Consider the following 25,013-nt stretch of genomic DNA (forward strand, 5'->3'; position numbering starts at 1 on the left):
CCCCGTGAGGGAGATGTAACCGCGGTGTCACAGCAGGCCGGACGTCGTGCAACACCGCCTTCCTAGCGTGGGCGCCACGCTCTCGCAGCGGCCCCCGACCCGCCTCCCGAGGAGGAACCCGTGAGCACCACCACCGGAAACAGCACCGGCACCAGCACGAACGGCAGCGTCGCCGCCCCCACCAGCACGCCGACCACCCTCGTCCCGGAGAGCCCGAGCCGCTTCCGCCAGCTCACCGCGCCCCGCTCGCGCGTCATCCGCGACTGGGACCCCGAGGACACCGTGGCCTGGGAGGCCGGCAACAGCAAGGTCGCCCGGCGCAACCTCGTCTGGTCCGTCGCGACCGAGCACATCGGCTTCTCCATCTGGTCGATCTGGTCGGTCATGGTGCTCTTCATGCCGCAGGCCGTCTACGGCTTCACCCCGGCCGACAAGTTCTTCCTCGTGGCCGTACCGACCCTCGTCGGCGCCGTGCTGCGCGTGCCCTACACGATGGCAACCGCGTTCTTCGGCGGCCGCAACTGGGCCATCTTCAGTGGCGTGGCGCTCCTCGTGCCCACCGTCCTGACGTGGTGGCTCATGGTCAACCCGGGGCACTCGCTCGGGACCTTCATGGCCGTCGCGGCCCTCGCCGGCCTCGGTGGCGGCAACTTCGCCTCGTCGATGACGAACATCAACGCGTTCTACCCGCAGCGGATGAAGGGCTGGGCCCTCGGTCTCAACGCCGGCGGTGGCAACATCGGCGTCCCCGTGGTCCAGCTCGTCGGCCTGCTCGTCATCGCGACGCTGGGCAACCGGCGGCCCGAGGTCGTCTGCGCCGTCTACCTCGTGCTGCTCGCGGTCGCGAGCGTCGGCGCCGCCGTCTTCATGGACAACCTCGACCACCAGACCGCCAACCCGAAGGCGATGCTCGAGGTGCTCCGCCACGCCGACGCCTGGGTCATCTCGCTGCTCTACATCGGCACGTTTGGCTCGTTCATCGGCTTCGGCTTCGCCTTCGGCCAGGTGCTCAACCAGACCTTCCTCGCCGGCCTCACCGGCGGCGCCGCACCGACGCCGGCCCAGACCGCGGCGGCGAGCCTGCACGCGGCCCAGATCGCCTTCGTCGGCCCGCTGCTCGGCTCGGTGAGCCGGGTCTGGGGCGGCAGGCTCGCCGACCGTCGCGGCGGGGCCGCCGTCACCCTGTGGACCTTCGTCGGCATGGCCTGCGCCGGTGTGCTCGTGACCCTCTCGGCCCGCGCCGACGACGTCACCGCCGGAGCGGCGACCGGCCTGCAGCTCACCGGCCTCATCGGCGGCTTCGTGCTGCTCTTCGTCCTCTCCGGGCTGGGCAACGGCTCGGTCTACAAGATGATCCCGGCGCTCTTCGAGACCAAGGCGGCCACGATCCCCGGCCCCACCGTCGAGCGAGCCGCCTGGTCGCGCTCGATGTCCGGAGCCCTCATCGGCATCGCCGGCGCGATCGGCGCCGTGGGTGGGGTGCTCATCAACCTCGGCCTGCGCGCGTCGTACCAGGGTGCGGCGAAGTCGGCCACGGCGGCGTTCGTCGTCTTCACGCTCTTCTACGTCGGCGCTGCCGTCCTCACCAAGGTGCGCTACCGACGATGACGACCCAGACCACCGCCGGCCGCACGGCCGACACCACCGCAGTGCCGACCCGCGCGCTCGGAGGGGGCAACCCCTCCGAGCCGCAGGGGCAGCCCGGCGTCGCCACGCACTGCGCCTACTGCGGCCTCCAGTGCGCGATGACGCTGACCGGCTCGTCGGCCCATGACCTCACGGTGGCCCCGCGGCGCTTCCCGACCAACCGGGGCGGCCTCTGCCAGAAGGGGTGGACCAGCGCCGAGCTGCTCCGCACGCCCGGTCGGCTCACCACTCCCCTGGTCCGCCGGGACGGCGAGCTCGCCCCCGCGTCGTGGGACGAGGCCCTCGACGTCGTCGCCGACGCGATCGTCCGGACGCAGGCGGCATACGGCCGGGATGCCGTGGCTGTGTTCGGCGGCGGAGGTCTGACGAACGAGAAGGCCTACCAGCTGGGCAAGTTCGCGCGAGTGGCCCTGCGGACCAGCCAGATCGACTACAACGGGCGCTGGTGCATGAGCTCGGCAGCCGCCGCCGGGATCCGATGCTTCGGCCTGGACCGCGGGTTGCCCTTCCCCGTGACCGACATCGGGTCGGCACACGCCGTCCTGCTCCTCGGGGCCAACCCCGCCGAGACGATGCCGCCGTTCCTCACGCACCTCGTGCGCGCCGCCGACGCGGGCGGTCTCATGGTCGCCGACCCGCGGCTGACCCCCACGGCCGCCAAGGCCGTCGACGGCGGCGGCCTGCACCTCCAGCTGCGCCCCGGCACCGACGCCGCCCTCGCACTCGGCATGATCCACCTGGCCGTCACCGAGGGGTACGCCGACCGCCCCTACGTCGCCGAACGCACCTCGGGCTTCGACGACTTCTGGCCCGTCGCCGCCCAGTGGCTGCCCGAGCGCGTCGAGCGGGTCACGGGCGTCTCGGTGACGACGATGCGCGCGGCGGTCGCGGCCCTCGCCCGGGCCCGCGACACCGAGCGCGGCGCGTACGTGCTCTCGGCCCGCGGCAGCGAGCAGCACGCGAGCGGCACCGACACCGTGACGGCGTTCATCGCCCTCGCCCTCGTGCTCGGGCTGCCGGGCAACCCGGGCACGGGTTTCGGCACGATCACCGGCCAGGGAAACGGCCAGGGCGGGCGCGAGCACGGCCAGAAGGCCGACCAGCTGCCCGGCTACCGCAAGATCGACGACCCTGCGGCGCGCGCCCACGTGGCGGCCGTGTGGGGCGTCGACCCCGACGACCTGCCCGGCCCGGGCCGCAGCGCGTTCGAGCTGCTGTCTGCCCTCGGCACCGACGGGGGCCCGCGGCTGCTCATGGTCCACGGCAGCAATCCCGTCGTCTCCGCGCCCGACGCGCGGGCCGTTGCCGAGCGGATCGCCTCCCTCGACCTGCTCGTCGTCTGCGACTTCGTCCTGTCGGAGACCGCGGCCGTCGCCGACGTCGTGCTCCCCGTGCTGCAGTGGGCCGAGGAGGAGGGCACGCTGACCAACCTCGAGGGTCGCGTGCTGCGACGCCGGCGCGCCCTCGAGGCACCGGGCCTGTGCCGCAGCGAGCTCGAGGTGTGGAGCGAACTGGCTGCCCGGATCGGTTGCAGCACAGGGTTTCCCACCGACCCGCGCGTCGTCTTCGAGGAGCTGCGCCGGGCGTCGGCGGGCGGACCGGCCGACTACTCCGCCGTCACGTGGGAGCGCCTCGACGCCGGCGAGAGCCTGCACTGGCCGTGCACCCCGGAGCGGCCCCAGGGCACGCCACGCCTGTTCCTCGACGCGTTCGCCACGCCCGACGGGCGCGCCCGCTTCGTGCCCGTCGACCACGTCGGGCCGGCCGAGACCGACGACGCGGACTACCCACTCGTCGCCACGACCGGCCGGGTGCTCCAGCACTACCAGTCCGGCGCGCAGACCCGGCTCGTCGACGAGCTGTCGGCGGCCGCGGGCGACATGTTCGTGCAGCTGCACCCCGACACCGCCGACGCGGCGGGCGTCGCCGACGGCGACCTCGTCGACGTCGTGAGCCGCCGCGGCCGCACGAGGGCGTCGGTGCGCCTCGACGACGACATGCGCGGCGACGTCGTCTTCCTCCCGTTCCACTGGGCCGGCGACGGCCGAGCGAACTCGCTGACGCACGCCGCCCTCGACCCGACCAGCCGCATGCCCGAGTTCAAGGCGTGCGCCGTCCGCCTGGAGGCCGTCTCATGACCCCCACCCCCCGCCGCGTGCTCGTCGTCGGCAACGGCATGGCCGGTGCCCGGCTCGCCGAGGAGGTCCGGCACCGCGACCCCGAGGCCACACGCTTCGCGGTCACCGTCGTCGGCGAGGAGCCGCACGCCGCCTACAACCGGGTCCTGCTCTCGACCGTCGTCGCCGGCGGCATCACACCACGCGACACCCGCCTCAAGCCCGACGGCTGGTGGGCCGCTCGCCACGTCGACGTCGTCACGGGCGCGCGGGTCACCGCCGTCGACACGGCTGCCAGGGTCGCCACCCTGACCGACGCCGACGGCACCGAGCGCACGATCGCCTGGGACGAGCTCGTGCTCGCCACCGGCAGCACGGCGTTCGTCCCCCCGACCGAGGGGCTGTACGCCGGCACGCCGGGTCCTCACGCCTCGCTTGCCGAGGGCGTGGTCGCGTTCCGCACCGTGGACGACTCGTCCCGCATCGTGGAAGCAGCCGAGTCCGCCTCCACCGCAGTGGTGCTCGGCGGCGGCCTGCTCGGGCTCGAGGCTGCACGGGGCCTCCTGGCCCGTGGTGTCGAGGTGACGATCGTCCACCCGCAGGACTTCCCGATGGACCGCCAGCTCGACGTCGACGGTGGCGCGGTGCTCACCCGGGTCGTGCGCGGCATCGGGGCGCGCCTCGTGCTCGGCCAGCTCGTCACCGCCCGCCACCCGGCCCGCGACGGTGAGCCGGCCCACGTGGTGCTGAGCGACGGATCGGCCGTGGCAGCCGACCTCGTCGTCGTGGCCGCAGGGGTGCGTCCCCGCACCGATCTCGCCGTCGCGATGGGCCTCGACGTCGACCGTGCCGTCGTCGTCGACGACCGGCTCGCCACCTCGGTGCCCCACGTCCACGCCATCGGCGAGTGCAGCCAGCACCGCGGCGAGGTGCCCGGCCTCGTCCAGCCCGGATGGGACCAGGCTCGTGTCCTCGCCGACGTGCTCACCGGGGCGGACGCCGACGCCACCTACGAGGGCACGAGCGTGCTCACCCGGCTCAAGGCGCACGACATCGACCTCGCGAGCATGGGCACCGTCGACGTCGACGTGCACGACCCCGGCCACGAGGTGCTCGCCTTCACCGACCCGGTGCGCGGCCGCTACGCCAAGCTCGTGCTGCGCCAGGACCGGCTCGTCGGCGCCATCCTGCTCGGGGTCGGCGACGCCGCAGGGGCCCTCACCCAGCTCTACGACACCGGCGCCGCCGTCCCGCGGGACCGTCTCGCGCTCATGCTCGGTCGTGCCGTCACCCGATCGACGGCCCCCGACACGGTGAACCTCGCCGAGATGCCCGGCTCCGCCGTGATCTGCCGCTGCAACACGGTGACGAAGTCGGCCATCGTCGGCGCCTTCCGCGCCGGCGCCGACAGCGTCGCCGCCGTAGCCGAGGCCACCCGCGCCACGACCGGCTGTGGCTCGTGCAAGGGCGCCGTCGACGGCCTCTGCTCGTGGCTCAGGTCGGCCGAGCCCGGCTCTGCCCCAGCCGAACCCGCCCAGTCCACTCCAGACCAGTCCACTCCAGACCAGTCCAGCCCCGCACCGGTGCCGGCACCCGCCGCCCTGACCGAAGGAGCCGCCTGATGACCACCACGACCGAGAACCACAACGGCACCGACACCCGCACCGTCGTCGTCGTCGGACACGGCATGGTCGGCCACCGCTTCGTCGAGGCGCTGCGTTCGCGTGACACCGAGAGCACGTGGAAGGTCGTCGTGCTCTCCGAGGAGGCGGAGGCGGCATACGACCGCGTCGGCCTCTCCTCGTACGTCGGGGCGTGGGACCGCGGGGCGCTCGCGCTCGCTGGCAACACCTACGCCGAGGACGCCCTGGTCGACCTGCGCCTCGGCACCCGTGCCGAGACGGTCGACCGCGTGGCGCGGACCGTCACCACGAGCGCCGGCGACGTCATCGCGTACGACTCGCTCGTGCTGGCCACGGGCTCGTACCCCTTCGTGCCTCCGGTGCCCGGCCACGACTCGACCGGGTGCTTCGTCTACCGCACGCTCGACGACCTCGACGGCATCCGTGCCGCCGCCGAGGTGGCGCACGAGCGCGCCCGCGCCGAGGGCCGCGAGGCCAACGGGCTCGTCGTCGGAGGCGGGCTGCTCGGGCTCGAGGCCGCCAACGCGCTGCGGCTGCTCGGCCTGACCCCGCACGTCGTCGAGTTCGCCCCCCGGCTCATGCCGCTGCAGGTCGACGAGGGCGGCGGGGCCGTGCTCGAGGGGCTCATCAGCAACCTCGGCGTCCAGGTGCACACCGGCGCCGGCACGAGCTCGATCTCGCCGCAGGACGACGGCCGCCTCGCCGTCGAGCTGTCCGACGGAACAGCGCTGCTCACCGACCTCGTCGTCTTCTCCGCCGGGGTGCGCCCGTCGGACGCCGTGGCCCGCGACGCCGGCCTCGACGTCGGCGAGCGTGGCGGCGTCGTCACCGACCTGGCCTGCCGCACGAGCGACGAGAACGTCTGGGCCGTCGGCGAGGTCGCCGCGGTCGAGGGCCGCTGCTACGGGCTCGTCGCGCCGGGCTACACGATGGCCGAGGTCGTCGCCGACCGGCTGCTCGGTGGTGAGGCGACCTTCCCCGGCGCGGACCTGTCGACCAAGCTCAAGCTGCTCGGCGTCGACGTCGCCTCCTTCGGCGACGCCATGGCCACGACTCCCGGCGCCCTCGAGATCGTGCACACCGACGCGACGAAGGGCACCTACGCGAAGGTCGTCGTCAGCGACGACGCCAGGACGCTGCTCGGCGGCATCCTCGTCGGCGACGCGTCGGCGTACACGACGCTCAAGGCGTACGTCGGGCGCGAGGTGCCGGGCGACCCGGGTGCACTCGTCTCCCCCGCCGGTATCGACGACTCAGCGCTCGGCTCCGCACTTCCGGACGACGCCGTCATCTGCTCGTGCAACAACGTGACGAAGGGCTCGATCTGCGGCGCGATCGCCGAGGGCGCCTGCGACCTCGCGGCCGTCAAGGGCTGCACGAACGCGGGGACCACCTGCGGCGGTTGCCTGCCCACGGTCAAGAAGCTCCTCGTCGACTCGGGCGTCGAGCTGTCGAAGGCGCTCTGCGAACACTTCGAGCAGAGCCGCGCCGAGCTCTTCGAGATCGTCGCCTCGACCGGCATCCGCACCTTCTCGGGGCTCATCGCTCGCTACGGCACGGGCACCGGCTGCGAGATCTGCAAGCCCACGGTCGCCTCGATCCTCGCGTCGACGAGCAGCGACCACATCCTCGACGGCGAGCAGGCCGCACTGCAGGACAGCAACGACCACTTCCTCGCCAACATCCAGAAGAACGGCACCTACTCGGTCGTGCCCCGTATGCCGGGCGGCGAGGTCACCGCCGAGCAGCTCATCACCATCGGCCGGATCGCCCAGGACTTCGGGCTCTACGTCAAGGTCACGGGCGGCCAGCGCATCGACCTCTTCGGCGCGCGCGTCGAGCAGCTGCCGGCCATCTGGCAGCGCCTCGTCGACGTCGGCATGGAGTCCGGGCAGGCCTACGGCAAGTCGTTGCGCACCGTGAAGTCGTGCGTCGGGTCGACGTGGTGCCGCTACGGCGTGCAGGACTCGGTCGGCATGGCAGTCGACCTCGAGCACCGCTACCGCGGGCTCCGCTCGCCGCACAAGCTGAAGTTCGGCGTCTCGGGCTGCGCCCGTGAGTGCGCCGAGGCACGCGGCAAGGACGTCGGCGTCATCGCCACCGACAAGGGCTGGAACCTCTACGTCTGCGGCAACGGCGGCCAGACGCCTGCCCACGCGCGACTGCTCGCGAGCGACCTCGACGACGAGACGCTCGTGCGCTACATCGACCGGTTCCTCGTGTTCTACGTCCGCACCGCCGACCGGCTGCAGCGCACCGCGCCGTGGCTCGACTCGCTCGAGGGCGGTCTCGACCACCTCAAGGCCGTCGTCTGTGACGACTCGCTCGGCATCGCGGCCGACCTCGAGGCCACCATGGCGCGCCACGTCGACGGCTACCAGGACGAGTGGAAGGCCGTGCTCGACGACCCGGAGAAGCTCGCCCGCTTCGTGTCGTTCGTCAACGCACCGGAGGAGGCGGACCCGACCGTCGCGTTCGACGAGTCCGGCCCGCGCAAGGTGCCGGTGATGCTCGGCATGCCGTCCACGAACCGCCCCGAGTGACCGAGTCCGCCTGCACCAGAGAGGAACCCGATGACCACCCTCGCCACCGCCCCCGTTCACATGACCGCACCTGCCCGCACTGTCGTCCGTCCAGGGATCGTGCCCGCCCCCGGTGCCAAGCAGTGGGTGCCGGCCTGCGACGTCCACCGGCTCGTGCCCGGCCGCGGCGTCGCGGTGCTGCTGCCCGGCGGCGCCCAGGCCGCGCTCTTCCTGCTGCCGAACGGGATGATCTACGCCGTCGACAACCTCGACCCGTACGCCGGCGCCGCCGTCCTGTCGCGCGGGCTCACCGGCGACCGGGGCGGCGAGCCGACGGTCGCGTCACCGCTGCTCAAGCAGGTCTTCTCGCTGCGCACCGGCGCCGCCCTCGACGACGAGGCGACGACGCTGCCGACGTATGCCGTCCGCGTCCAGCACGGCATCGTCCACATCGGCGTCTCGCTTCCCTGAGGAAGCCCGTCGGAAACTGAGCACTCGACGCAACGGTCCCACTCGAGTGCTCATTTCCCGACACACCGCATCCGTCGGAAACCGAGCACTCGACGCTGGGTGTGCGTCGAGTGCTCAGTTTCGTGCAGCGGTGTTGCAGGGGGTCAGACCGCGCTGGCGACGAGGGCGGCCCGGACGGCATCCTCGAGGTCGGTCGTGGGGCGACCGGCGAGGCGCGACAGGTCACCGGAGTCGGTGAGCAGGGCGCCCTCGGCGATGCCACGGTCGCTGTCGGCGAGCACGGCGGCATACCCCTCGGGGAGCCCGGCTGCCACGAGCGCGGCCGTGTAGTCCTCGACCGAGAGGTCGCGGTAGACGACGTCACGACCGGTCACGCCGGCCACCGCGGCGGCGTACTCGGCGAGGGTGAACGCGTGGTCGCCGCCCAGCTCGTAGACGGCGCCGTCGTGGTCACCACCCGCGAGCACCGCCGTAGCGGCAGCCGCGTAGTCGGCACGCGACGCCGCGCTCACGCGACCGTCGCGGGCGGCGCCCAGGACCACGCCGTGCTCGAGGACGGTCGGCAGCTGGCCGGTGTAGTTCTCGAGGTACCAGGAGTTGCGCAGCAGGGCGTGCGGCAGGCCCGAGGCCGCGAGGAGCTCCTCGGTCGCGCGGTGCTCGGCCGCGAGCGCCAGGTCGGAGGTGTGGGCGCGGGTGATGCTCGTGTAGGCGACGAAGCCGACGCCGGCCTTCTTGGCGGCCTCGACCACGTTGGTGTGCTGAGGGATTCGCGCGCCGACCTCGCTGCCGGAGACGAAGAGGAGGCGGTCGACACCCGTGAAGGCCGCGTCGAGCGAGGCCGGGTCGTCGTAGTCGGCGCGGCGCACCTCGACCCCGCGCTCGGCGAGGTCGGCGAGCGACTCGGTCCTGCGGGCGGTGGCGACGATGTGGGCGGCAGGCGTGCCGCGGTCGAGCAGGGCCTCGACGACGAGGCGGCCGAGGTGGCCGCTGGCACCGGTGACGAGAAGGGTCATGACGTTCCTTTCCAAGGCTGTGGACACCCAGGGGAACGACCGGTCTGCCTGCATACTTCCCAGAAGTTAGTACCCACTTTGAAGTAAGGTACTGACATGACGGTTAGCCAGACGCTGCGCGACTACTTCCCGGATGCCGTCTACGCATCCGGGTGCCCCAGCCGCGTCGTGCTGGACCACGTGACGAGCAAGTGGGGCACCCTCGTGCTCCTGGCGCTGTCCGAGGGCGAGCCGCTGCGGTGGAGCGAGCTGCGCCGGCGGGCGGAGGGTGTCAGCGAGAAGATGCTGGCCCAGACGCTGAGGATGCTGGAGGCCGACGGTCTCGTCCACCGCGACGCCCGCCCGGTGGTGCCGCCCCACGTCGAGTACTCCCTGACCGCGCGGGGCGCCGAGCTCGCGGAGCGCCTGGTGCCGCTCATGCTGTGGATCGTCGAGAACGCGCCCGACATCCTCGCCGACGCCGAGGCCTCCGCAGCCGCGCGCTGACGTTCAGACGTTGAGGCGGTAGCCGCGTCGCACCACCGTCTGCACGAGGTGCCGGTCGGGCAGGGCCGACCGCAGGCGGCTGACCGCCATGTCGAGAGCGTGCTCGTTCTCCGCGTCGGGCAGCTCGTCGAGCAGGCGCTCGCGGCTCAGCACCGCCCCCGGCTCGGACATCAGTGCCGCGAGCATGGCGCGAGGGCCTCGAGCCAGGGTCACCGTCTGTCCGCCGAAGGTCACCCGGCGGCCGTGGACGAGGAGCGGACCGAGGGCCGTCTGCACCTGCTCGACGCCGTTGACGGTGAGGTGCTCGATGACGGTGCGGATGAGCGCGCCCATGCGGAACCGGTCGGGCACGATCGGCGTGATGCCCAGGTCGAGCAGGGGCGCAGCCGTCACGGGTCCGACGGCTGCGGCGGTGACGCCGCACCGCAGCGCGTCGACGAGCACTCCGTCCATGCCGAGCTGCGCTGCGGCTGAGACGAGCCCGTCCACGGCGGGTGCCGACGTGAAGGTCACGACGTCGACCTCGCGGGCTGCCACCGCGGCGACGAGGCGGCCGAGCCGGCTCTCGTCGGTGGGTCGCACCCAGCGGTAGGGCGCGACGGTCAGCACCGACGCCCCCGCGGTCCGCAGCCGTTCCAGCTGCTCGACGTCCTCGTGCCCGTGCAGCTGCACCGCGACCCGCTTGCCGCGTACGCCGGCGTCGAGCACCAGGCCGATCGTCGAGGCCGTGCGCTCGTCGTGGGCGATGCCGTCGTCGTCGTGGCCGGCGGCGCGCACCGCGCCGCGGGCCTTGGGTCCGCGCACGATGATCCGCGCGTCGTCGAGCGTGCGGGACAGCTCCTCACCGAGGCCTGCTGCGTCGGCGGCCTCGATCCACCGGCGGAAGCCGTATGCCGTCGTGACGACCACGACGTCGGGGCGGCACTCGATGACCGCCCTCGTGTCGCCGATGAGGATCTCGTCCTCCTCGACCGGGGCGATGCGGACGGCCGGGGCGTGCAGCACCTCCGCGCCGCGTCGTGCGAACGCGTCGATGAGGTCGCTCGAGCGACGGTCCGAGGTGACCGCGATGCGGAAGCCCGTGAGCACCGGGCCCGTCGCCTCGGGGCGCACGGCGTCGGCACTCTCGGGGTCGGGTCCGTTCAGCTCGGTCGACCAGGCCGTACGCGGGTGGGTCCGACGCGGGGTCGTCGCGCCGCCCTGCGCCTCGTTCTCGGGCGCCGGCTCAGGGCGCCCCGCGTCGCCGCTCACCCGACGGCGCCCATCGCGGGGCTCACGCCCGCCCGCCGCTCGGCGCCCGCGCGTCGCGCCCACACGTCGGACTGGCGCACGACGTCACCGACGACGATGACCGCCGGCGACGCGGCGCGCTCACGCGAGGCGAGGTCGGCCAAGGTGTCCACGGTGCCGACGATGCTGCGCTGGTCGGGCGTGAAGCCGCGCTCGACGACGGCCGCCGGGGTGTCGGGGGCGAGGCCCGCGCGCACGAGAGCGGTGGTGATCGGCACGAGGTTGTGCATGCCCATGAGGAAGACGACGGTGCCACCCAGCGTGGCGAGCGAGGCAGCCTGGTGCGGCTCGAGCGGCACGTGTCCCGACACGACGGTGAAGACGTGGCTGACGCCGCGGTGCGTCACGGGTATGCCGGCCGCCCCGGGCACGCCCACCGCGGACGTGACGCCGGGCACCACCGTGACGGGCAGCCCGGCCTCCACCGCGGCGAGGACCTCCTCGCCGCCCCGGCCGAAGACGTAGGGATCGCCGCCCTTGAGACGCACGACCACGAGGCCGGCCTGCGCCCGTTCGACCATGATGCGCTCGATCTCGGCCTGCGGCACGGCGTGGTGACCGGGGCGCTTGCCGACGTCGATGACCTCGGCACCCGGCGCGAGGGCGGCGACGTCGCCCACCTCCGCGAGGCGGTCCGTGAGCACGACGTCGGCCTCGGCGAGGGCGCGGACCCCGGCGAGCGTGAGCAGCTCGAGACCCCCGGGACCCGCGCCCACGAGCACGACGCGACCGCCGGACGGGCTCTCCGCTCCGAGGGTCTCGCTGACGACGACGCAGGTCGCCGCGAGCACCTCCCGAGCGGCGGACCACGTGACGGCGGGGCCGACGAGCACCCCCAGGCGCACACCCGCGCACGCCTGGGGGGTCACGGCGTCGGACGAGGCGGCGGTGGTCACCACGGCGCCCGCCCGTGAGTAGCGGCGTACGACGGGAGGCAGTGCACCGGACGGTCCCACGACGAGCACGGGGACATCGGTGAGGTCGGTGTCGATCAGCACGGCGGACTCCTTCCGTCGCAGCTCGGGTTCGCGTGCCCACCACGGTAGGAAGCGCGTGTTTCAGCCGCGTTTCCATCGCGCGATGCGCTGGTAACGATGGGCTCACCCGGGCCCCGGGCGAGAGTGCGACCGCACGCCGCTGCCACGCCGGCCCACTCGGTCGTGAGCCACCAGCGCCGATGCCGGCGCCACCTGACAGAGTGGCGCCATGACCCGCGAAGCTCCTGTGCTCGTCGCGGCCGCCCACGGCACGTCGTCACCCGCGGGCCGGTCTGCCATCGGCGGGCTGGTCGCAGCCGTCGCGGCCCGGAGGCCCGACCTCAGGGTGCGCGCGGCCTACGTCGACGTCCAGCCACCGGAACCGGCGGCGGTGCTCGCCTCGCTCGCCGACGGGTGCCGGGGCCGTCTCGTCCCCCTGCTCCTCTCGGCCGGCTACCACGTCTACGTCGACCTCACCGAGGCCGCGGCGTCGGTGCCCGGCACGACGGTCGCCCCCGCCCTGGGGCCGGACGACCGGCTCGCCGAGCTGCTGCGGCGCAGGCTGGAGGCCGCGGGCCTCGCCGACGACGACGTGGTCGTGCTCGCCGCAGCAGGTTCGTCGCAGCCGTCCGCGGTGGAGGACTGCCGCCGTGTCGCAGAGCAGCTCGGTCGCCTCCTCGGCCGACCCGTCACCGCAGCGTTCCTGTCGGCTGCAGAGCCGAGACTTGCGGATGCGATTGGGGCGCAACGCGTTCTGGGCCGTCGCGTCGTCGTGGCCCTCTACCTGCTGGCCCCGGGCTTCTTCGCCGACCTCGCGGCGAGGGCGGGGGCCGACGTCGTCACGCCGCCCCTCCTGGTGCCCGACGAGCCCGCCCCCGACGAGCTCGTCGACATCGTCCTCGAGCGCTACGACGGGTGACGCTAGGGTGGTGCTCGGCGATGGATCCCGCCAGGTCACCTCGAGTGCCCGAACCGCCGGCCGGCTGATGGTTCCTGTCCGTGCGCGGTGCTCGTCGCCGCGAGGACGGGCGGGCCTGGCCGCCGCGCCCGTCACCCAGTGACTGGAGACCCCCGATGGGACAGCGAGTGCCACCCCAGCCAGACCCCTCGCGGCTGACCGACTTCGCCGGTCACCCGCTGGTCGTCGGCGTGGTCGCCGACCAGGCACCGCTCGTCGCACTGACGGCGGTGTCGCTGGCCCGCGCGACGGGCGCCTCGGCCATCTACTTCGCCCACGTCGACACGTCCCGCTACGCCGACGTCGAGCACCCGGACGGTACGGTCCGCCACCTGCCGATCGACCCCGACCTCGACGACGAGCTCTGGCCCGAGCGTGAGGACGCCCTGCTCCGGACGGTGCGCGAGTGGATGGACGGCCAGGACGTTCGCTGGCACTTCCGCTACCTCGCCGGCCGACCGGACCGTGCACTGACTCACCTCGCGCGCGCCGTCGACGCCGCGGCCTTCGTCGTCGGCACCCACGTCGGGCACCACCGCCGCATCGCCGACTTCGTCAACGGCTCGGTGCCGATGCAGCTCTCGCACCGCCAGCACCGCCCCGTGGTCGTCGTGCCGGTCAGCGTCGTCGACTGGGAGGGCCCGGCACCGTGGGAGTGAGCGCCGGGGATCCCGGACGGACGACGACCTCGGCGGCGCGACCGGCACGGGCCGCGCACCGGCATCCCGGCTTGCTGGCGCTCATCTTCGTCGGCGGTTCGTTCGGCACCGGCGCGCGGGCGGCGCTCGAGAACGCCGTGCCCGCCGACGCCGGCGGGATCCCGTGGATGACGTTGTCCATCAACGTGGTCGGTTCGCTGCTGCTCGGGCTGCTGCTCGAGACCCTCGCCCGGACGGGAGACGACACCGGCCGGCGCCGGGCCGCACGGCTGACGCTCGGGACCGGGGCGCTCGGCGGCTTCACGACCTACAGCACCTTTGCCGTCGAGACGGTGCAGCGCCTGACGTCGGGGTCGGTCGCGATCGGCGTCGCCTACGCGGCGGCCGGCGTCGTGCTCGGTGCGGCGGCCGCTGTCGCCGGCATCGCGGCCGCGCGCCGCCTCGCCCGCAACGCCGTGGGGGCTCGCCGATGACGATGCTGCTGCTCGCCCTCGCCGGCGGCCTCGGCGCCGTGTCCCGTTTCGTCGCAGACGCGTTCGTCGCCCGGCACAACCCCTTCCGTATGCCGCTGGGCACCCTTCTCATCAACGTGACCGGCTCGCTGCTCCTGGGTGTCCTGACCGCGGCGTTCACGGCGGGGTCACCGGACTCGACCGGGTCGACCCTTCGAGCCGTCCTCGGCACCGGGTTCTGCGGCGGCTACACGACGTTCAGCACGGCGTCGGTCGAGACCGTGCGGCTGTGGCTGGCGGAGGGCCGGAGCACGGGCATCGGCTACGCCGCGGCGACGCTCGTCGGCTCGGTCGCGGCCGCCGCGCTGGGTCTCTGGCTGGGCGGCCTCACCTGAGCTGGTCCGCGCCCCCGGCCCGGGGTCAGCGGATCGGCAACCCGAGCTGGTGGGCGGCAGTGGCACCGACCGCTGCAGACGGGACCACGTGGTACCAACCGGCGGCCACGCCGTGCTGCAGCTCGAAGGCCTGCCCGAGACCGATCCACTGGGCCCAGCCCGTCGCGGTGTGCGCCTGCGGCGTCCCGGCCGCTGCGACGAACGAGGCGCCGACCCCGGTCGGCTGCCCCACCGCGTGGCCGGAGGAGTGACGGGAGGAGTGACCGGACGAGTGGCCGGACGAGTGGCTGGGGCGCCCGCTCGAGCGGTGCTGCAGGTCGGCGTTGTCGTGGAGGCGACGCGAGAGCCGGTCGAAGTCGGCGCTGATGCGCGTGAGGTCGTGCTCGACCCGGCGCCACCTCTCGACGAGGTGCTGGAGGTCGCGCCCCTGCCAGACCCGCTGCATCGTCGACACCGCCCGCTGGCCGCGCGCCCGCACGACGTCGATCTCGTTGCCGAACGACGCCATGCGTCCCGCCGAGTCGCGCAGCGCGTCGACGTCAGCACCCTTCGAGAACACAGAACTCCCCTTCACCCCTGCAAACCGGACCAATCCTCACCCGACCACGTGCCGGCACGCAATGGGGAGCCCTCCCCGCACCGCCGGCATACTCGAGGGGTCCTCCCGCCCGAGAGAAGGTATGCCGCTGAGCCCGCCACGCAGCTACCTGACCCTCGCGTCGGCCGCCAGGGCCGAGATCGAGGTGCGTCGCTCCCGGTTCGTGTGCGACGCCGCGCCCGCGACGACGGAAGAGACCGCTCGTGCTTTCATCGAGCAGGTGCGCGCGGGCACCCGGGACGCCCGGCACCACTGCACGGCGTTCGTGCTGGGTGCCGACGGGGCGACCGTGCGGAGCAACGACGACGGCGAGCCGTCGGGGACCGCGGGCGCCCCGATGCTCGACGTGCTGCGAGGCCGCGGCCTCACGGACGTCGTCGCCGTCGTCACGCGGTGGTTCGGTGGCACCCTGCTCGGCACGGGCGGCCTCATCCGGGCCTACGGTGACGCGGTGGCGGCGGCCCTCGGGCAGGCACCGCTCCTGACCATGGAGCTGCGGGAGGGGCTCGTCGTCGAGGTCGGCGCAGCCGACGGGCCACGGGTCGAGAACGCGCTGCGCGGGCACGTCGGCGTCGACGTCACCGGGGCCGAGTGGACGGCCGAGGGTCTCGGGCTGCACCTCGCGCTCGTGCCGGGGGTGCAGGCTGCTGTCGAGGGTCTGGTCGCCTCCCTGACCGCGGGATCCGCACGGGTCACACGGGGCCCGTCACGTTGGGTCGAGCAGGGCACGAGCCGAGGCCGACCCGGCGCAGACGCGTGAGAGCATGCCTGCATGGGCTTCCAGATCGCGGGCGATCCCGCCGCTGACCAGGTGCTGGACGAGCACCCGTTCGCCGTCGTCGTCGGGATGATGCTCGACCAGCAGTACGGCATGGAGCACGCCTTCCGCGGTGGCTACAAGGTGCTGAGCCGCTTCGGCACGCTCGACCCGGCCGCCATCGCGGCCGCGGACCCCGAGGAGTTCAAGGCGATGGCCAGCACGCCACCGGCGATCCACCGCTTCCCCGGCTCCATGGCCGCACGCCTCCAGGAGCTCGCCGCCCTCGTCGAGAGCCGCTACGACGGCGACGTCACCCGTCTCTGGACCGAGGCGACCACGGGCAAGGAGCTGCTGAAGCGGGTCCAGGAGCTGCCGGGCTTCGGCAAGCAGAAGGCCCAGATCTTCGTCGCCCTGCTCGCCAAGCAGCTCGGCGTGAGGCCCGAGGGCTGGGAGGCCGCAGCCGGTGACTACGCGCTCGACGGCTACCGCTCGGTGGCCGACGTCGTCGACGGTGACTCGCTCCTGAAGGTTCGAGAGTACAAGCAGGCCAAGAAGGCCAGCGCCAAAGCAGCCCAGGACGCCTGAGCCGCAAGAACTTCCGTCCGTATGCCGCTGGGCTCGCTTCGAGCAGAAGCGAGCCCAGCGGCATACGTGGTCGGCGACCGTGAGTGACTGTCAGTCGGCGAGGAAGCCGAGCAGGTCGGCACGGGTGAGGACACCGATGGGCTTGCCGTCCTCGACGACCAGGATCGCGTCGCAGTCCTCGAGCTCCTTGCGGGCCGCCGACACGGGCGAGCCGGCGCCGACGAGCGGCAGCCCGGGCTCCATGTGCTTCTCGACCGAGTCGGCGAGGTGCGCCTGACCGGTGAAGAGGGCCTGGAGCAGGACTCGCTCGCTCACCGACCCCGCCACCTCGCCCGACATGACGGGAGGCTCGGCCTTGACGACCGGCATCTGCGAGACGCCGTACTCGCGCAGGATCTGCACGGCGTCGCGGATCGTCTCGTTGGGGTGCGTGTGCACCAGGGCCGGCATGTCGCCCGACTTCGTGTGCAGCACCGAGCCGACGGTCTCCTCGGTGTGGTCGTTGAGGAAGCCGTAGGAGTGCATCCACTCGTCGTTGAAGATCTTGCTCATGTAGCCGCGGCCCGAGTCGGGCAGCAGCACGACGACGACGGCGTCCTCGGGCAGGTCCTTGGCCGCACGCAGCGCGGCGACGACGGCCATGCCGCACGAGCCACCCACGAGCAGCCCCTCCTCGCGGGCCAGGCGGCGCGTCATCTCGAAGGAGTCGGCGTCGCTCACCGCGATGACCTCGTCGACGACCGACGGGTCGTACGCGCCCGGCCAGAAATCCTCGCCCACGCCCTCGACGAGGTAGGGGCGGCCGGTTCCGCCGGAGTACACGGAGCCCTCGGGGTCGGCGGCGATGATGCGCACCGCGCCGTCGCTGACCTCCTTGAGGTACTTGCCGGTGCCGCTGATCGTGCCGCCCGTGCCGGCGCCCGCGACGAAGTGCGTGACCTTGCCGTCGGTGTCGTTCCAGATCTCCGGCCCGGTGGTCAGGTAGTGGCTCTTGGGGCCCTCGGGGTTGTAGTACTGGTTCGGCTTCCACGCGCCGTCGATCTCGCGGACGAGGCGGTCGCTCACCGAGTAGTAGGAGTCGGGGTGCTCCGGCTCGACCGCCGTCGGGCAGACGACGACCTCGGCGCCGTACGCCTTGAGCACGTCGCGCTTGTCCTGGCTCACCTTGTCGGGGCAGACGAAGACGCACTTGTAGCCCTTGCGCTGTGCCACGAGGGCCAGGCCCACACCCGTGTTGCCGCTCGTGGGCTCCACGATGGTGCCGCCCGGCTTCAGCAGCCCGTCGCGCTCCGCGGCCTCGACCATGCGCAGGGCGATGCGGTCCTTCACCGAGCCGCCGGGGTTGAAGTACTCGACCTTCGCCAGGACGGTGCACCTCACCCCCGCGTCGGCGACGACCGAGCCGAGCTTGACCAGGGGCGTGTTTCCGACGAGGTCGGCGACGTTCTCTGCATACTTCACCCGCCCATCCTAAGAGGGGCGTCCCACTGGTCGAGACACGCGGGGTGGGCGGGTGGGCACACGCCCGAGGCCCGAACCACCCCGAACCGGGCACGCCGCAGGGGCCCCGGGCGTTACCGTGGTGGACCCGGTCGAGCGACCACGGCAGCGGAAGGGAGCCTTCGAGATGGGGCGTGCACGGCGCGCGCGCAGGATCGCCCAGCAGGCGGCCTACGGCGGCGGAGTGGGGGTGGCGGGCCTCGGAGCCCTCAGCCTCCTCGGCTACGGCCTGCTCCGCGCCGAGGCCCACATGGCCCGGCGGATCGTCGGGCAGCCGTTCGAGGGCGCTCCAGAGGACAGCGGCACCTACGGCTCCGGCCACGGCCTGGCGGTGCAGTTCCTCGTGCTCGGAGACTCCACCGGGGTCGGGATGGGTGCCGACCACCCGCACCAGACCATCGGCGCCACCATCGCGAGCGGGATCGCCGCCTTCAGCGGACGGCCCGTCGAGCTGACGAACGTCGCGGTCATCGGCGCCGAGTCGCCCGACCTCGACGAGCAGGTGGAGCGTGGCCTGGCCGCCGTGCCGGAGCCCGACGTCGCCGTCATCATGGTCGGCGCCAACGACGTCACGCACCGCATCGACACCTCGGTCGCCGTGCGCCACCTCGAGATGGCCGTGCGGTCGCTCCGAGAGGCGGGCGCCGAGGTCGTCGTCGGCACGTGCCCCGACCTCGGGGCCATCGAGCCGGTGCCGCAGCCGCTGCGGCTGCTCGCCCGCCGCTGGTCGCGAGACCTCGCGGCCGCCCAGACGGTCGCCGTCGTCGAGGCCGGTGGCCGGGCGGTGTCGGTGGGCGACCTCCTGAGCGAGGCCTTCTCCGCCGAGCCCACCGTGATGTTCAGCAAGGACCGCTTCCACCCGAGCCCGGCCGGCTACGCCCGTGTCGCGGCCGCCCTGCTCCCGACGGTCAGTGCCGCGCTCGACCTCTTCGGCGAGCGGAGCGCGCCGACCGAGCCCAACCTGCGGCGCGGCGAGAGCGTCGGACCCGTCGCCAAGGCCGCGATGCGGGCGGTCACCCAGCCCGGCACCGAGGTCGCGCCGGCCGAGGTCGACGGGCAGGCCCGTGGCGCCCAGGGCCGATGGGCCGTACTGCTCCACCGCATCCGTCCGGCCGTGCCGCTGCACGCGCCACCCGGCCTCGGCGAACCCGCGGCGCCCCCCGTCGACGCCGCCGGACAGGACGCCGGTCCTGTCCGGGGCGCGACCGCCGAGCCCACCGGCGACGACACCCTCTCGGAGGACACGGCCTCGGATGAGACGGCCTCGAAGGACAGCCCGACGCGGGACACCGTCGCGCGCTAGCCACGACGGCGAAGGGCCCGTCCGCGTGGTGCGGACGGGCCCTTCGTGGGAGTGCGAACGGCTGGGTCAGCCGATCTTCATGATCTCGGAGGCGGCGGGCGCCTTGATGCCGAGATCCTCGTTCCACTTGGAGAAGTCGAGCTGGCCCGGGCTGTCGGACGAGCCGGTGAAGCGCACGACCTCGAACTTGTCCTTGGAGACGTAGAGCGCGCCCTCGGCCTTGCCCTTCTTGTCGGTGAGCACCCAGCACGGCACGCCGTTGACGTCCTCGGTGGCGACGTCCTTCGCGAGCTGGCTGGGCGTCACGGCGCCGAAGGCCTTCTCGAGGAAGGTCTTGAGGCTGAGGCTCTCGGTCATGGCACCGGCCGAGGTCGGGGCCTTGATGAACTTGTTGCCGGCCTTCTGCACCGACGCGGGAGCACCCTGCTTCTTCCAGAACTCGGCGTCGGCCTGGATGTAGACGGCGTCGGAGAGGGAGATGACACGGGCCTTGCCGTCGCCCTCCATGTCGATGGTGATGTCGGCGTTCTTGCCGTCGCTCGTGCCCTTGAAGTCGATCTTGATCGTCTTGCCGCTCTGGTCGACCTGGCCCACGAAGGCGCCGGACTTCGCCGCAAGAGCGCTGGTCTTGGCCTTGCTGAGGATCTCGGACGCCTCGGGGGCGTCGCTCGCCGCCGAGGTGGTCGAGGTGGACGAGCTCGCGGCGGGCGTGGTGCCGCTCGAACCGGTCGCCGGGGTCTCGGACTTCGAGCACGCGGCCGCGCCGAGGCTGATCGCGATGGCGCCGGAGACGGCGACGGCGCGGGTCGTGAAGGTCTTCATGTGGGTGGTGCCCCCTGATCGTCGGAGGTCCGGGTGAGCCTCCGGACCGGGCCGGCGCTGGCGAGCACCGACAACCCGGTCAGCCTAGCGGGGTGGCGGCGAGACACAGGTCATGGGCGGTGCCCTGTCCAACAGGTGCGAGGACGTCCTACCATCGACGGACTGAGCAAGCGCTTAGTGGATCCCTCCCGATGAAGTAGCAGGAGAACCCCCGTGACCGAAGCCGTCATCGTCTCGACCGCCCGCTCGCCGTTCGGGCGCGCCTTCAAGGGCTCGCTCAAGGAGGTCCGCCCCGACGACCTCGCCGCCACCGTCATCCAGGCCGCGCTGGACAAGGTCCCCGGCCTCGACAAGACGCTCGTCGAGGACCTCTACCTCGGCTGCGCCGAGCCGTCGGGCAAGCACGGCTCCAACATGGCCAAGGTCGTCGCCACGCTGCTCGGGCTCGACGCCACGCCGGCCGCGACGATCAACCGCTTCTGCGCCTCCTCGGCCCAGACCACCCGGATGGCCTTCCACGCCATCAAGGCCGGCGAGGGCGACATCTTCGTCTCCGCGGGCGTCGAGTGCGTGTCGCAGTACACCGACTGGGCCGGCGCGGGCGGCGCCAAGGCCGATGCGCAGAACCCCCGCTTCGCCGAGGCGCAGGAGCGCACCAAGCGCATCGCCGAGTCCAACGAGACGTGGACCGACCCGCGCGAGCAGGGCGACCTGCCCGACATCTACATCGCGATGGGCCAGACGGCCGAGAACGTCGCGACGGCGTACGGCATCTCCCGCGAGCGCCAGGACGAGTGGGGCGTCACCTCGCAGAACCGCGCCGAGGCCGCCATCGCGCGCGGCTTCTTCGACTGGGAGATCACGCCCATCACCACGCCCGACGGCACCGTCGTCACCAAGGACGACGGCCCCCGCGCCGGTGTCACCCTCGAGGCGGTCCAGGGCCTGAACCCCGTCTTCCGCGAGCAGGGCACCGTCACGGCCGGCAACTGCTGCCCGCTCAACGACGGCGCCGCCGCCCTCGTCGTCATGAGCGACACCAAGGCCAAGGAGCTCGGCCTCACGCCGCTCGCCCGCGTCGTCTCGACCGCCGCCACCGGCCTCTCCCCCGAGATCATGGGCCTCGGCCCGGTCGAGGCGAGCAACCTCGCGCTCAAGCGCGCCGGGCTCTCGATCGGCGACATCGACCTCTACGAGATCAACGAGGCGTTCGCCGCGCAGGTCATCGGCTCGGCCGACCAGATCGGCATGGACTACGACAAGCTCAACGTCAACGGCGGCGCCATCGCGATCGGCCACCCGTTCGGCGCCACGGGCGCGCGCATCACCGGCACGCTCATCAACGCGCTGCGCGAGACCGACGGCCAGTTCGGCCTCGAGACCATGTGCGTCGGCGGCGGCCAGGGCATGGCCGTCATCTTCGAGCGCCTCAGCTGACGCCCCCATCGAGAAAGCAATCCGTCCGCCTCCGGGCTCGGTTCATCCGAGATCCGGGGCGGACGGATTGCTTTCTCGATGTACGTGGACCGCGGACGGATCGCTTTCCCGATGGTCAGAGGGAGTGGCGTATGCCGGCGAGATCGGCCGCGACCGTGGCCGGGTCGGTGCCCGGCCGGGTGACGAACAGGTCGTGGACCATGACGGCCAGCTGGTCCATCACGACAGCCGGGCCGAGGTCCGGCACGTCCCGGGGCGGCGCCCCTCGCGCTCCCGCCACCCGGTCGGCGAGATCCTGAACGACGAGGCGGACGGCCGGCATACGCGAGAGCGCGTGGTCGAGCGGCAGCTGGTGCCACCGCTCGACCACGCGCCGGAGCTCGTCGGACACCTCCCGCGGGGTCGGCGAACCCGCGCGAGGAGGTGCCGGAGGGGTCACGCGGTCAGTCGCGCAGACGCGCGAAGAGGCGGACGAACTCGATGTAGAGCCAGACCACCGACACGATGAGTCCGTGCGCGAGCAGCCAGGAGTACTTGGCCGGGGCGCCGAGACGCACCGCGTGGTCGATCGAGTCGAAGTCGAACGCCAGCGACCAGGCCGCGAGGCCGACGCCGAGGATCGACAGGCCGATGCCGAGCATGCCGCTGCCGCCGAAGCCCCAGCCGCCCAGCACTCCGGTCCACTGGAGCACGAGCTGGAGCAGCATGAAGAGGGCGTAGCCGATGACCATGAAGGTGAAGATGCGCCGGGTGCGGCTGTTCACCTTGACTAGGCCGAAGGCGTAGGCGGCGTACATGCCGGCGAAGGTGCAGGCCGTGGCGAGCACCGCCATGAGGACGACGCCCTTGTAGTTCGGGATCGTGTTGATCGTGTAGCTGAACGCCCCGAGGAACGCGCCCTCGACGGCGGAGTACAGCACGATGAGCGGCACCGAGACCGTCTTCATGAAGGCGATCGCGAGGCCCAGCACGAGGCCGATGACCATGCCACCGAGCCAGATCGGGCGGGCGAGGCCGGGCGAACCGGACACCATCACCCACGTCACGGCTCCTGCGGCGACCAGGAGGGCGAAGAGCCCGAGGCTCTTCATGATGACGTCGTCGAGCGTGACGCGGCCGGTGTCGACCGGGCCGGCGCTCTGGCGCGCGTACATGTCGTTGAGCTGCTGCGCGGACATCGCGTCCTGGGTCGCGTAACCCGTGGTCGCGGCCTGCGTGGGGGCGCCCGGCTGCTGCGGACTGCCCTGGGGAGCGCCGAAACCGGCGTAGCGCTCCTTCTCGATCTGCTTGTTCAGCCGGTCGAAGACCGGGTTTCCACCTGCCATGTGAGTGCGCTCCTCGAAGCACTGGGTGCCACGACCCGCTCATGGGCGTGACGACTGTCCCCAACAGTAAGCGAACGCACCCCACCGATAGGTTCCCGGAGCCCCCGGACACGCGGCGGCCGGGACGTCGCCCGCACGGCGGAACGGCATACTGGGGCCCGCGCCCCCGTGGCCCAATCGGCAGAGGCAGGCGACTTAAAATCGCCAACGGTGAGGGTTCGAGTCCCTCCGGGGGTACGTGGACAGGGACGGTCGTCCGGGCACGGTTCGGTAACGGCCGCGCCCACCCCTTGGGCGTGGCTCGGCACCCACCACGCCGCTCCACCTAGAATGGCGGCCGAGAACGAGGTCCAGGGGCTTGATCCGTCGCTCCTCCAGGGCCTGCGCCGCGTCGGCGACGCGGTCCCCTCAACCGAAGGAGCAAGCGGGTGCTGGAGCATCGTGTCGCGGGGGCGACGACGACTGTTCCCTCACGCACGGGTGGGACCACTCGTCCGACCCTTACCGGGGCGGTCGCCGACTTCGGAGCCGACTTCGCCGCCCGCTTCACCGCTGCGCTGCAGCGCAGCTGGGCCGACCCGATGGTCCGCCGGGGCACCGTGGGCACCTCGCTCGTCGCCGCCGGCTCGATCAGCCCGGCGTTCCTGCCCGGTGACACGTTCGAGACGCCGGTCTCGCCCCTCATCGGGCGCTTCGGCCTCGAGTGGCTCGGCACCGGCGCCGGCCGCGTCGTCACCACGGTCCTGCTCGCCGTCGGGCTGGCGCTCCTCGTCGACGCCTGGCTGCGGATGCGCCCGGTCCACGGCCGCAAGGCGCCGTCCCTCGCGTGGCTGCTCTGGAGCCTGCCGATCATGCTCGCGCCGCCGCTCTTCAGCCGCGACGCCTACAGCTACGCCGCCCAGGGCAAGATCGTCTCCCGCGGCATGGACCCGTACGCCGTCGGCCCCTTCTGGGTGCCGGGGCCCTTCGCCGACCAGGTCGACCCGATGTGGGTGCAGACCCCCGCGCCCTACGGTCCGCTGGCGCTGCAGGTGCAGCACGCCGTCGTCCAGGTCTTCCCCGACCACGCGTATGCCGCCGCCGTCGCCATGCGCGTCCCGGCCCTACTCGCGGTCGGGCTGCTCGCCTACGCCCTGCCCCGTCTCGCGGAGCGCTACGGCGTGAGCGGCCGGCATGCCCTCTGGCTCGGCGTGCTCAACCCGCTCGTCATCATGCACTTCATCGGCGGTGCCCACGGCGACGCCGTCATGGTCGCACTCGTCGCGTTCGCCCTGCTCCTCGCCAGCCGCGGGCAGCTCGTCGTCGCGTCGATGACCCTGGCCGCCGCTGCCACCTACAAGCAGACGGCCGTGCTCGCGCTCATCGGCATCGTCGGGATGGCCCTGCAGGCGCAGAGCGACCTCGCACCCGGTGCCGCGGCCCGGCTGCGTGCGATGGTGCGCCACGGCCTCGTCCACGGCGGCGTCATGGTGGTCACCTTCGCCACCATCACGCAGCTCACCGGTCTCGGCTGGGGCTGGGTGCCCAACCTCTCGGTGCCGGTCTCGCTGCGCTCGATGCTCTCGCCGCCCACCTTCGTCGGCAGCGTCGTCGAATGGCTCATGCGCGTCGGTGGCATGCCCGAGAGCGTGGCCGCTGCCCCCGTCCCGATCGCCCAGACCATCGGCCTCGCCGCAGGCCTGGCCGGCATCGCCTGGATCACGTGGCGGGTGGCCCCACGCAACCCGGTGCTCGCGACGGCCGCCGCGATGCTCGTGCTGTGCGCCTCGGGCCCGGTCATCCACCCGTGGTACCTCCTGTGGGGTGGCGTGCTCCTCGCGGCCGTCCGGCTGTCGGCGGTCCACATGCGGGCGGTCGTCTTCGCGACGCTCTTCTTCGTCACCTACGGCGTCGTCGACGCCACCGTGTCCAACGGCACGTGGGCCCTCGGCGTCTCGGCCGCCCTCTGGATGGCGGGCCGCCTCCGCGCCCACCGTCGCCGCGTGCACGAGCAGTCCGACGAGCCGGTGCTCGCCGTAGCCCTCCCACGCGCCTGACGCTGGCTATCATCGGC

Annotated in this window: 23 protein-coding genes, 1 tRNA gene and 1 riboswitch; of the genes, 16 read left to right on the forward strand and 8 right to left on the reverse strand. The window is 72.7% G+C overall.

The genetic code is table 11. From position 1 onward, the window contains the following. Positions 1 to 120 precede the first annotated feature (120 nt). Genes ACXR8F_RS17320 through nirD form a run of 5 tightly spaced genes read left to right on the forward strand, consistent with a single transcriptional unit; the run spans position 121 to position 8,400 of the window. Entirely contained in the window at positions 121 to 1,608 is a 1,488-nt protein-coding gene (locus tag ACXR8F_RS17320; RefSeq protein WP_458802341.1) for a nitrate/nitrite transporter, read from the forward strand. Next, on the forward strand, positions 1,605 to 3,785 hold the full coding sequence (locus tag ACXR8F_RS17325) for a molybdopterin oxidoreductase family protein (protein WP_458802343.1): 2,181 nt from the start codon (positions 1,605 to 1,607) through the stop codon (positions 3,783 to 3,785). The genes ACXR8F_RS17320 and ACXR8F_RS17325 overlap by 4 nt, the downstream gene beginning before the upstream one ends. After that, positions 3,782 to 5,386, forward strand: a complete 1,605-nt coding sequence (locus ACXR8F_RS17330; RefSeq protein ID WP_458802345.1) for an FAD-dependent oxidoreductase — start codon at positions 3,782 to 3,784, stop codon at positions 5,384 to 5,386. The genes ACXR8F_RS17325 and ACXR8F_RS17330 overlap by 4 nt, the downstream gene beginning before the upstream one ends. After that, positions 5,386 to 7,950 carry a nitrite reductase large subunit NirB gene (gene nirB, locus ACXR8F_RS17335; RefSeq protein ID WP_458802347.1) on the forward strand — a complete coding sequence of 855 codons (2,565 nt, stop codon included), beginning with the start codon at positions 5,386 to 5,388 and terminating at the stop codon, positions 7,948 to 7,950. The genes ACXR8F_RS17330 and nirB overlap by 1 nt, the downstream gene beginning before the upstream one ends. 30 nt (positions 7,951 to 7,980) lie before the next feature. After that, positions 7,981 to 8,400 (forward strand): nitrite reductase small subunit NirD, encoded by a 420-nt coding sequence (gene nirD, locus ACXR8F_RS17340; protein WP_458802349.1) that lies wholly within the window; start codon positions 7,981 to 7,983, stop codon positions 8,398 to 8,400. Positions 8,401 to 8,543: 143 nt separating this feature from the next. On the opposite strand, the gene ACXR8F_RS17345 is transcribed toward nirD, so the two are convergent. Further along, positions 8,544 to 9,413 (reverse strand): SDR family oxidoreductase, encoded by an 870-nt coding sequence (locus ACXR8F_RS17345; protein ID WP_458802351.1) that lies wholly within the window; start codon positions 9,411 to 9,413, stop codon positions 8,544 to 8,546. A gap of 96 nt (positions 9,414 to 9,509) precedes the next feature. Here ACXR8F_RS17345 and ACXR8F_RS17350 point away from each other — a divergent pair, with 96 nt between their 5' ends. After that, entirely contained in the window at positions 9,510 to 9,899 is a 390-nt protein-coding gene (locus ACXR8F_RS17350; RefSeq protein ID WP_458802353.1) for a winged helix-turn-helix transcriptional regulator, read from the forward strand. A gap of 3 nt (positions 9,900 to 9,902) precedes the next feature. On the opposite strand, the gene ACXR8F_RS17355 is transcribed toward ACXR8F_RS17350, so the two are convergent. Both ACXR8F_RS17355 and cobA read right to left on the reverse strand, forming a co-directional pair. Next, positions 9,903 to 11,045 carry a uroporphyrinogen-III synthase gene (locus ACXR8F_RS17355; protein WP_458802440.1) on the reverse strand — a complete coding sequence of 381 codons (1,143 nt, stop codon included), beginning with the start codon at positions 11,043 to 11,045 and terminating at the stop codon, positions 9,903 to 9,905. A 101-nt stretch (positions 11,046 to 11,146) separates the two neighbouring features. Then, positions 11,147 to 12,187: a uroporphyrinogen-III C-methyltransferase gene (cobA, locus tag ACXR8F_RS17360; RefSeq protein WP_045187674.1), complete on the reverse strand. Its 1,041-nt coding sequence runs from the start codon at positions 12,185 to 12,187 to the stop codon at positions 11,147 to 11,149. A 208-nt stretch (positions 12,188 to 12,395) separates the two neighbouring features. Here cobA and ACXR8F_RS17365 point away from each other — a divergent pair, with 208 nt between their 5' ends. From ACXR8F_RS17365 to ACXR8F_RS17380, 4 genes are all read left to right on the forward strand, one after another. After that, positions 12,396 to 13,085, forward strand: coding sequence for a sirohydrochlorin chelatase (locus tag ACXR8F_RS17365; protein ID WP_458802356.1), 690 nt, complete (start codon positions 12,396 to 12,398; stop codon positions 13,083 to 13,085). A gap of 7 nt (positions 13,086 to 13,092) precedes the next feature. After that, positions 13,093 to 13,169: riboswitch (Fluoride riboswitch) on the forward strand. Between the two features lie 71 nt (positions 13,170 to 13,240). After that, the gene (locus ACXR8F_RS17370) at positions 13,241 to 13,783 is read left to right on the forward strand and encodes a universal stress protein (RefSeq protein ID WP_458802358.1); all 543 of its coding nucleotides are present in this window, start codon (positions 13,241 to 13,243) and stop codon (positions 13,781 to 13,783) included. 71 nt (positions 13,784 to 13,854) lie between these two features. After that, positions 13,855 to 14,256, forward strand: coding sequence for a fluoride efflux transporter FluC (locus tag ACXR8F_RS17375; protein ID WP_458802360.1), 402 nt, complete (start codon positions 13,855 to 13,857; stop codon positions 14,254 to 14,256). Then, positions 14,253 to 14,630, forward strand: coding sequence for a fluoride efflux transporter FluC (locus ACXR8F_RS17380; RefSeq protein WP_045187677.1), 378 nt, complete (start codon positions 14,253 to 14,255; stop codon positions 14,628 to 14,630). The genes ACXR8F_RS17375 and ACXR8F_RS17380 overlap by 4 nt, the downstream gene beginning before the upstream one ends. Positions 14,631 to 14,655: 25 nt before the next feature. On the opposite strand, the gene ACXR8F_RS17385 is transcribed toward ACXR8F_RS17380, so the two are convergent. Beyond that, complete coding sequence (locus ACXR8F_RS17385; protein ID WP_458802361.1) at positions 14,656 to 15,189, reverse strand: hypothetical protein; 534 nt, start codon at positions 15,187 to 15,189, stop codon at positions 14,656 to 14,658. A 61-nt stretch (positions 15,190 to 15,250) separates the two neighbouring features. Between ACXR8F_RS17385 and ACXR8F_RS17390 the strand changes: the two genes are divergently transcribed. Together ACXR8F_RS17390 and ACXR8F_RS17395 are read left to right on the forward strand one after the other, a co-directional pair. Beyond that, positions 15,251 to 15,988: an IMPACT family protein gene (locus tag ACXR8F_RS17390; RefSeq protein WP_458802362.1), complete on the forward strand. Its 738-nt coding sequence runs from the start codon at positions 15,251 to 15,253 to the stop codon at positions 15,986 to 15,988. A gap of 12 nt (positions 15,989 to 16,000) precedes the next feature. Then, positions 16,001 to 16,573 (forward strand): HhH-GPD-type base excision DNA repair protein, encoded by a 573-nt coding sequence (locus ACXR8F_RS17395; RefSeq protein WP_458802363.1) that lies wholly within the window; start codon positions 16,001 to 16,003, stop codon positions 16,571 to 16,573. A gap of 90 nt (positions 16,574 to 16,663) precedes the next feature. Here ACXR8F_RS17395 and ACXR8F_RS17400 read toward each other — a convergent pair whose 3' ends face one another. Further along, positions 16,664 to 18,034, reverse strand: coding sequence for a cystathionine beta-synthase (locus ACXR8F_RS17400; protein ID WP_045187684.1), 1,371 nt, complete (start codon positions 18,032 to 18,034; stop codon positions 16,664 to 16,666). Between the two features lie 166 nt (positions 18,035 to 18,200). Here ACXR8F_RS17400 and ACXR8F_RS17405 point away from each other — a divergent pair, with 166 nt between their 5' ends. After that, positions 18,201 to 19,376, forward strand: coding sequence for an SGNH/GDSL hydrolase family protein (locus ACXR8F_RS17405; protein WP_458802365.1), 1,176 nt, complete (start codon positions 18,201 to 18,203; stop codon positions 19,374 to 19,376). 66 nt (positions 19,377 to 19,442) lie between these two features. Here ACXR8F_RS17405 and ACXR8F_RS17410 read toward each other — a convergent pair whose 3' ends face one another. Next, positions 19,443 to 20,198, reverse strand: a complete 756-nt coding sequence (locus tag ACXR8F_RS17410; protein WP_045187686.1) for a hypothetical protein — start codon at positions 20,196 to 20,198, stop codon at positions 19,443 to 19,445. A 213-nt stretch (positions 20,199 to 20,411) separates the two neighbouring features. Between ACXR8F_RS17410 and ACXR8F_RS17415 the strand changes: the two genes are divergently transcribed. Then, entirely contained in the window at positions 20,412 to 21,635 is a 1,224-nt protein-coding gene (locus ACXR8F_RS17415; protein WP_045187688.1) for an acetyl-CoA C-acetyltransferase, read from the forward strand. 115 nt (positions 21,636 to 21,750) lie between these two features. On the opposite strand, the gene ACXR8F_RS17420 is transcribed toward ACXR8F_RS17415, so the two are convergent. Further along, complete coding sequence (locus ACXR8F_RS17420; RefSeq protein WP_458802367.1) at positions 21,751 to 22,026, reverse strand: hypothetical protein; 276 nt, start codon at positions 22,024 to 22,026, stop codon at positions 21,751 to 21,753. A gap of 52 nt (positions 22,027 to 22,078) precedes the next feature. Next, positions 22,079 to 22,960: a Bax inhibitor-1/YccA family protein gene (locus ACXR8F_RS17425; RefSeq protein ID WP_045187692.1), complete on the reverse strand. Its 882-nt coding sequence runs from the start codon at positions 22,958 to 22,960 to the stop codon at positions 22,079 to 22,081. A 162-nt stretch (positions 22,961 to 23,122) separates the two neighbouring features. On the opposite strand from ACXR8F_RS17425, the gene ACXR8F_RS17430 reads away from it, so the two are divergent. Next, a tRNA-Leu gene (locus ACXR8F_RS17430) sits at positions 23,123 to 23,197 on the forward strand. 191 nt (positions 23,198 to 23,388) lie between these two features. Next, on the forward strand, positions 23,389 to 24,996 hold the full coding sequence (gene mptB / locus ACXR8F_RS17435) for a polyprenol phosphomannose-dependent alpha 1,6 mannosyltransferase MptB (protein WP_458802369.1): 1,608 nt from the start codon (positions 23,389 to 23,391) through the stop codon (positions 24,994 to 24,996). Positions 24,997 to 25,013: the final 17 nt, after the last annotated feature.

Source organism: Terrabacter sp. AAH1 (assembly GCF_054456855.1).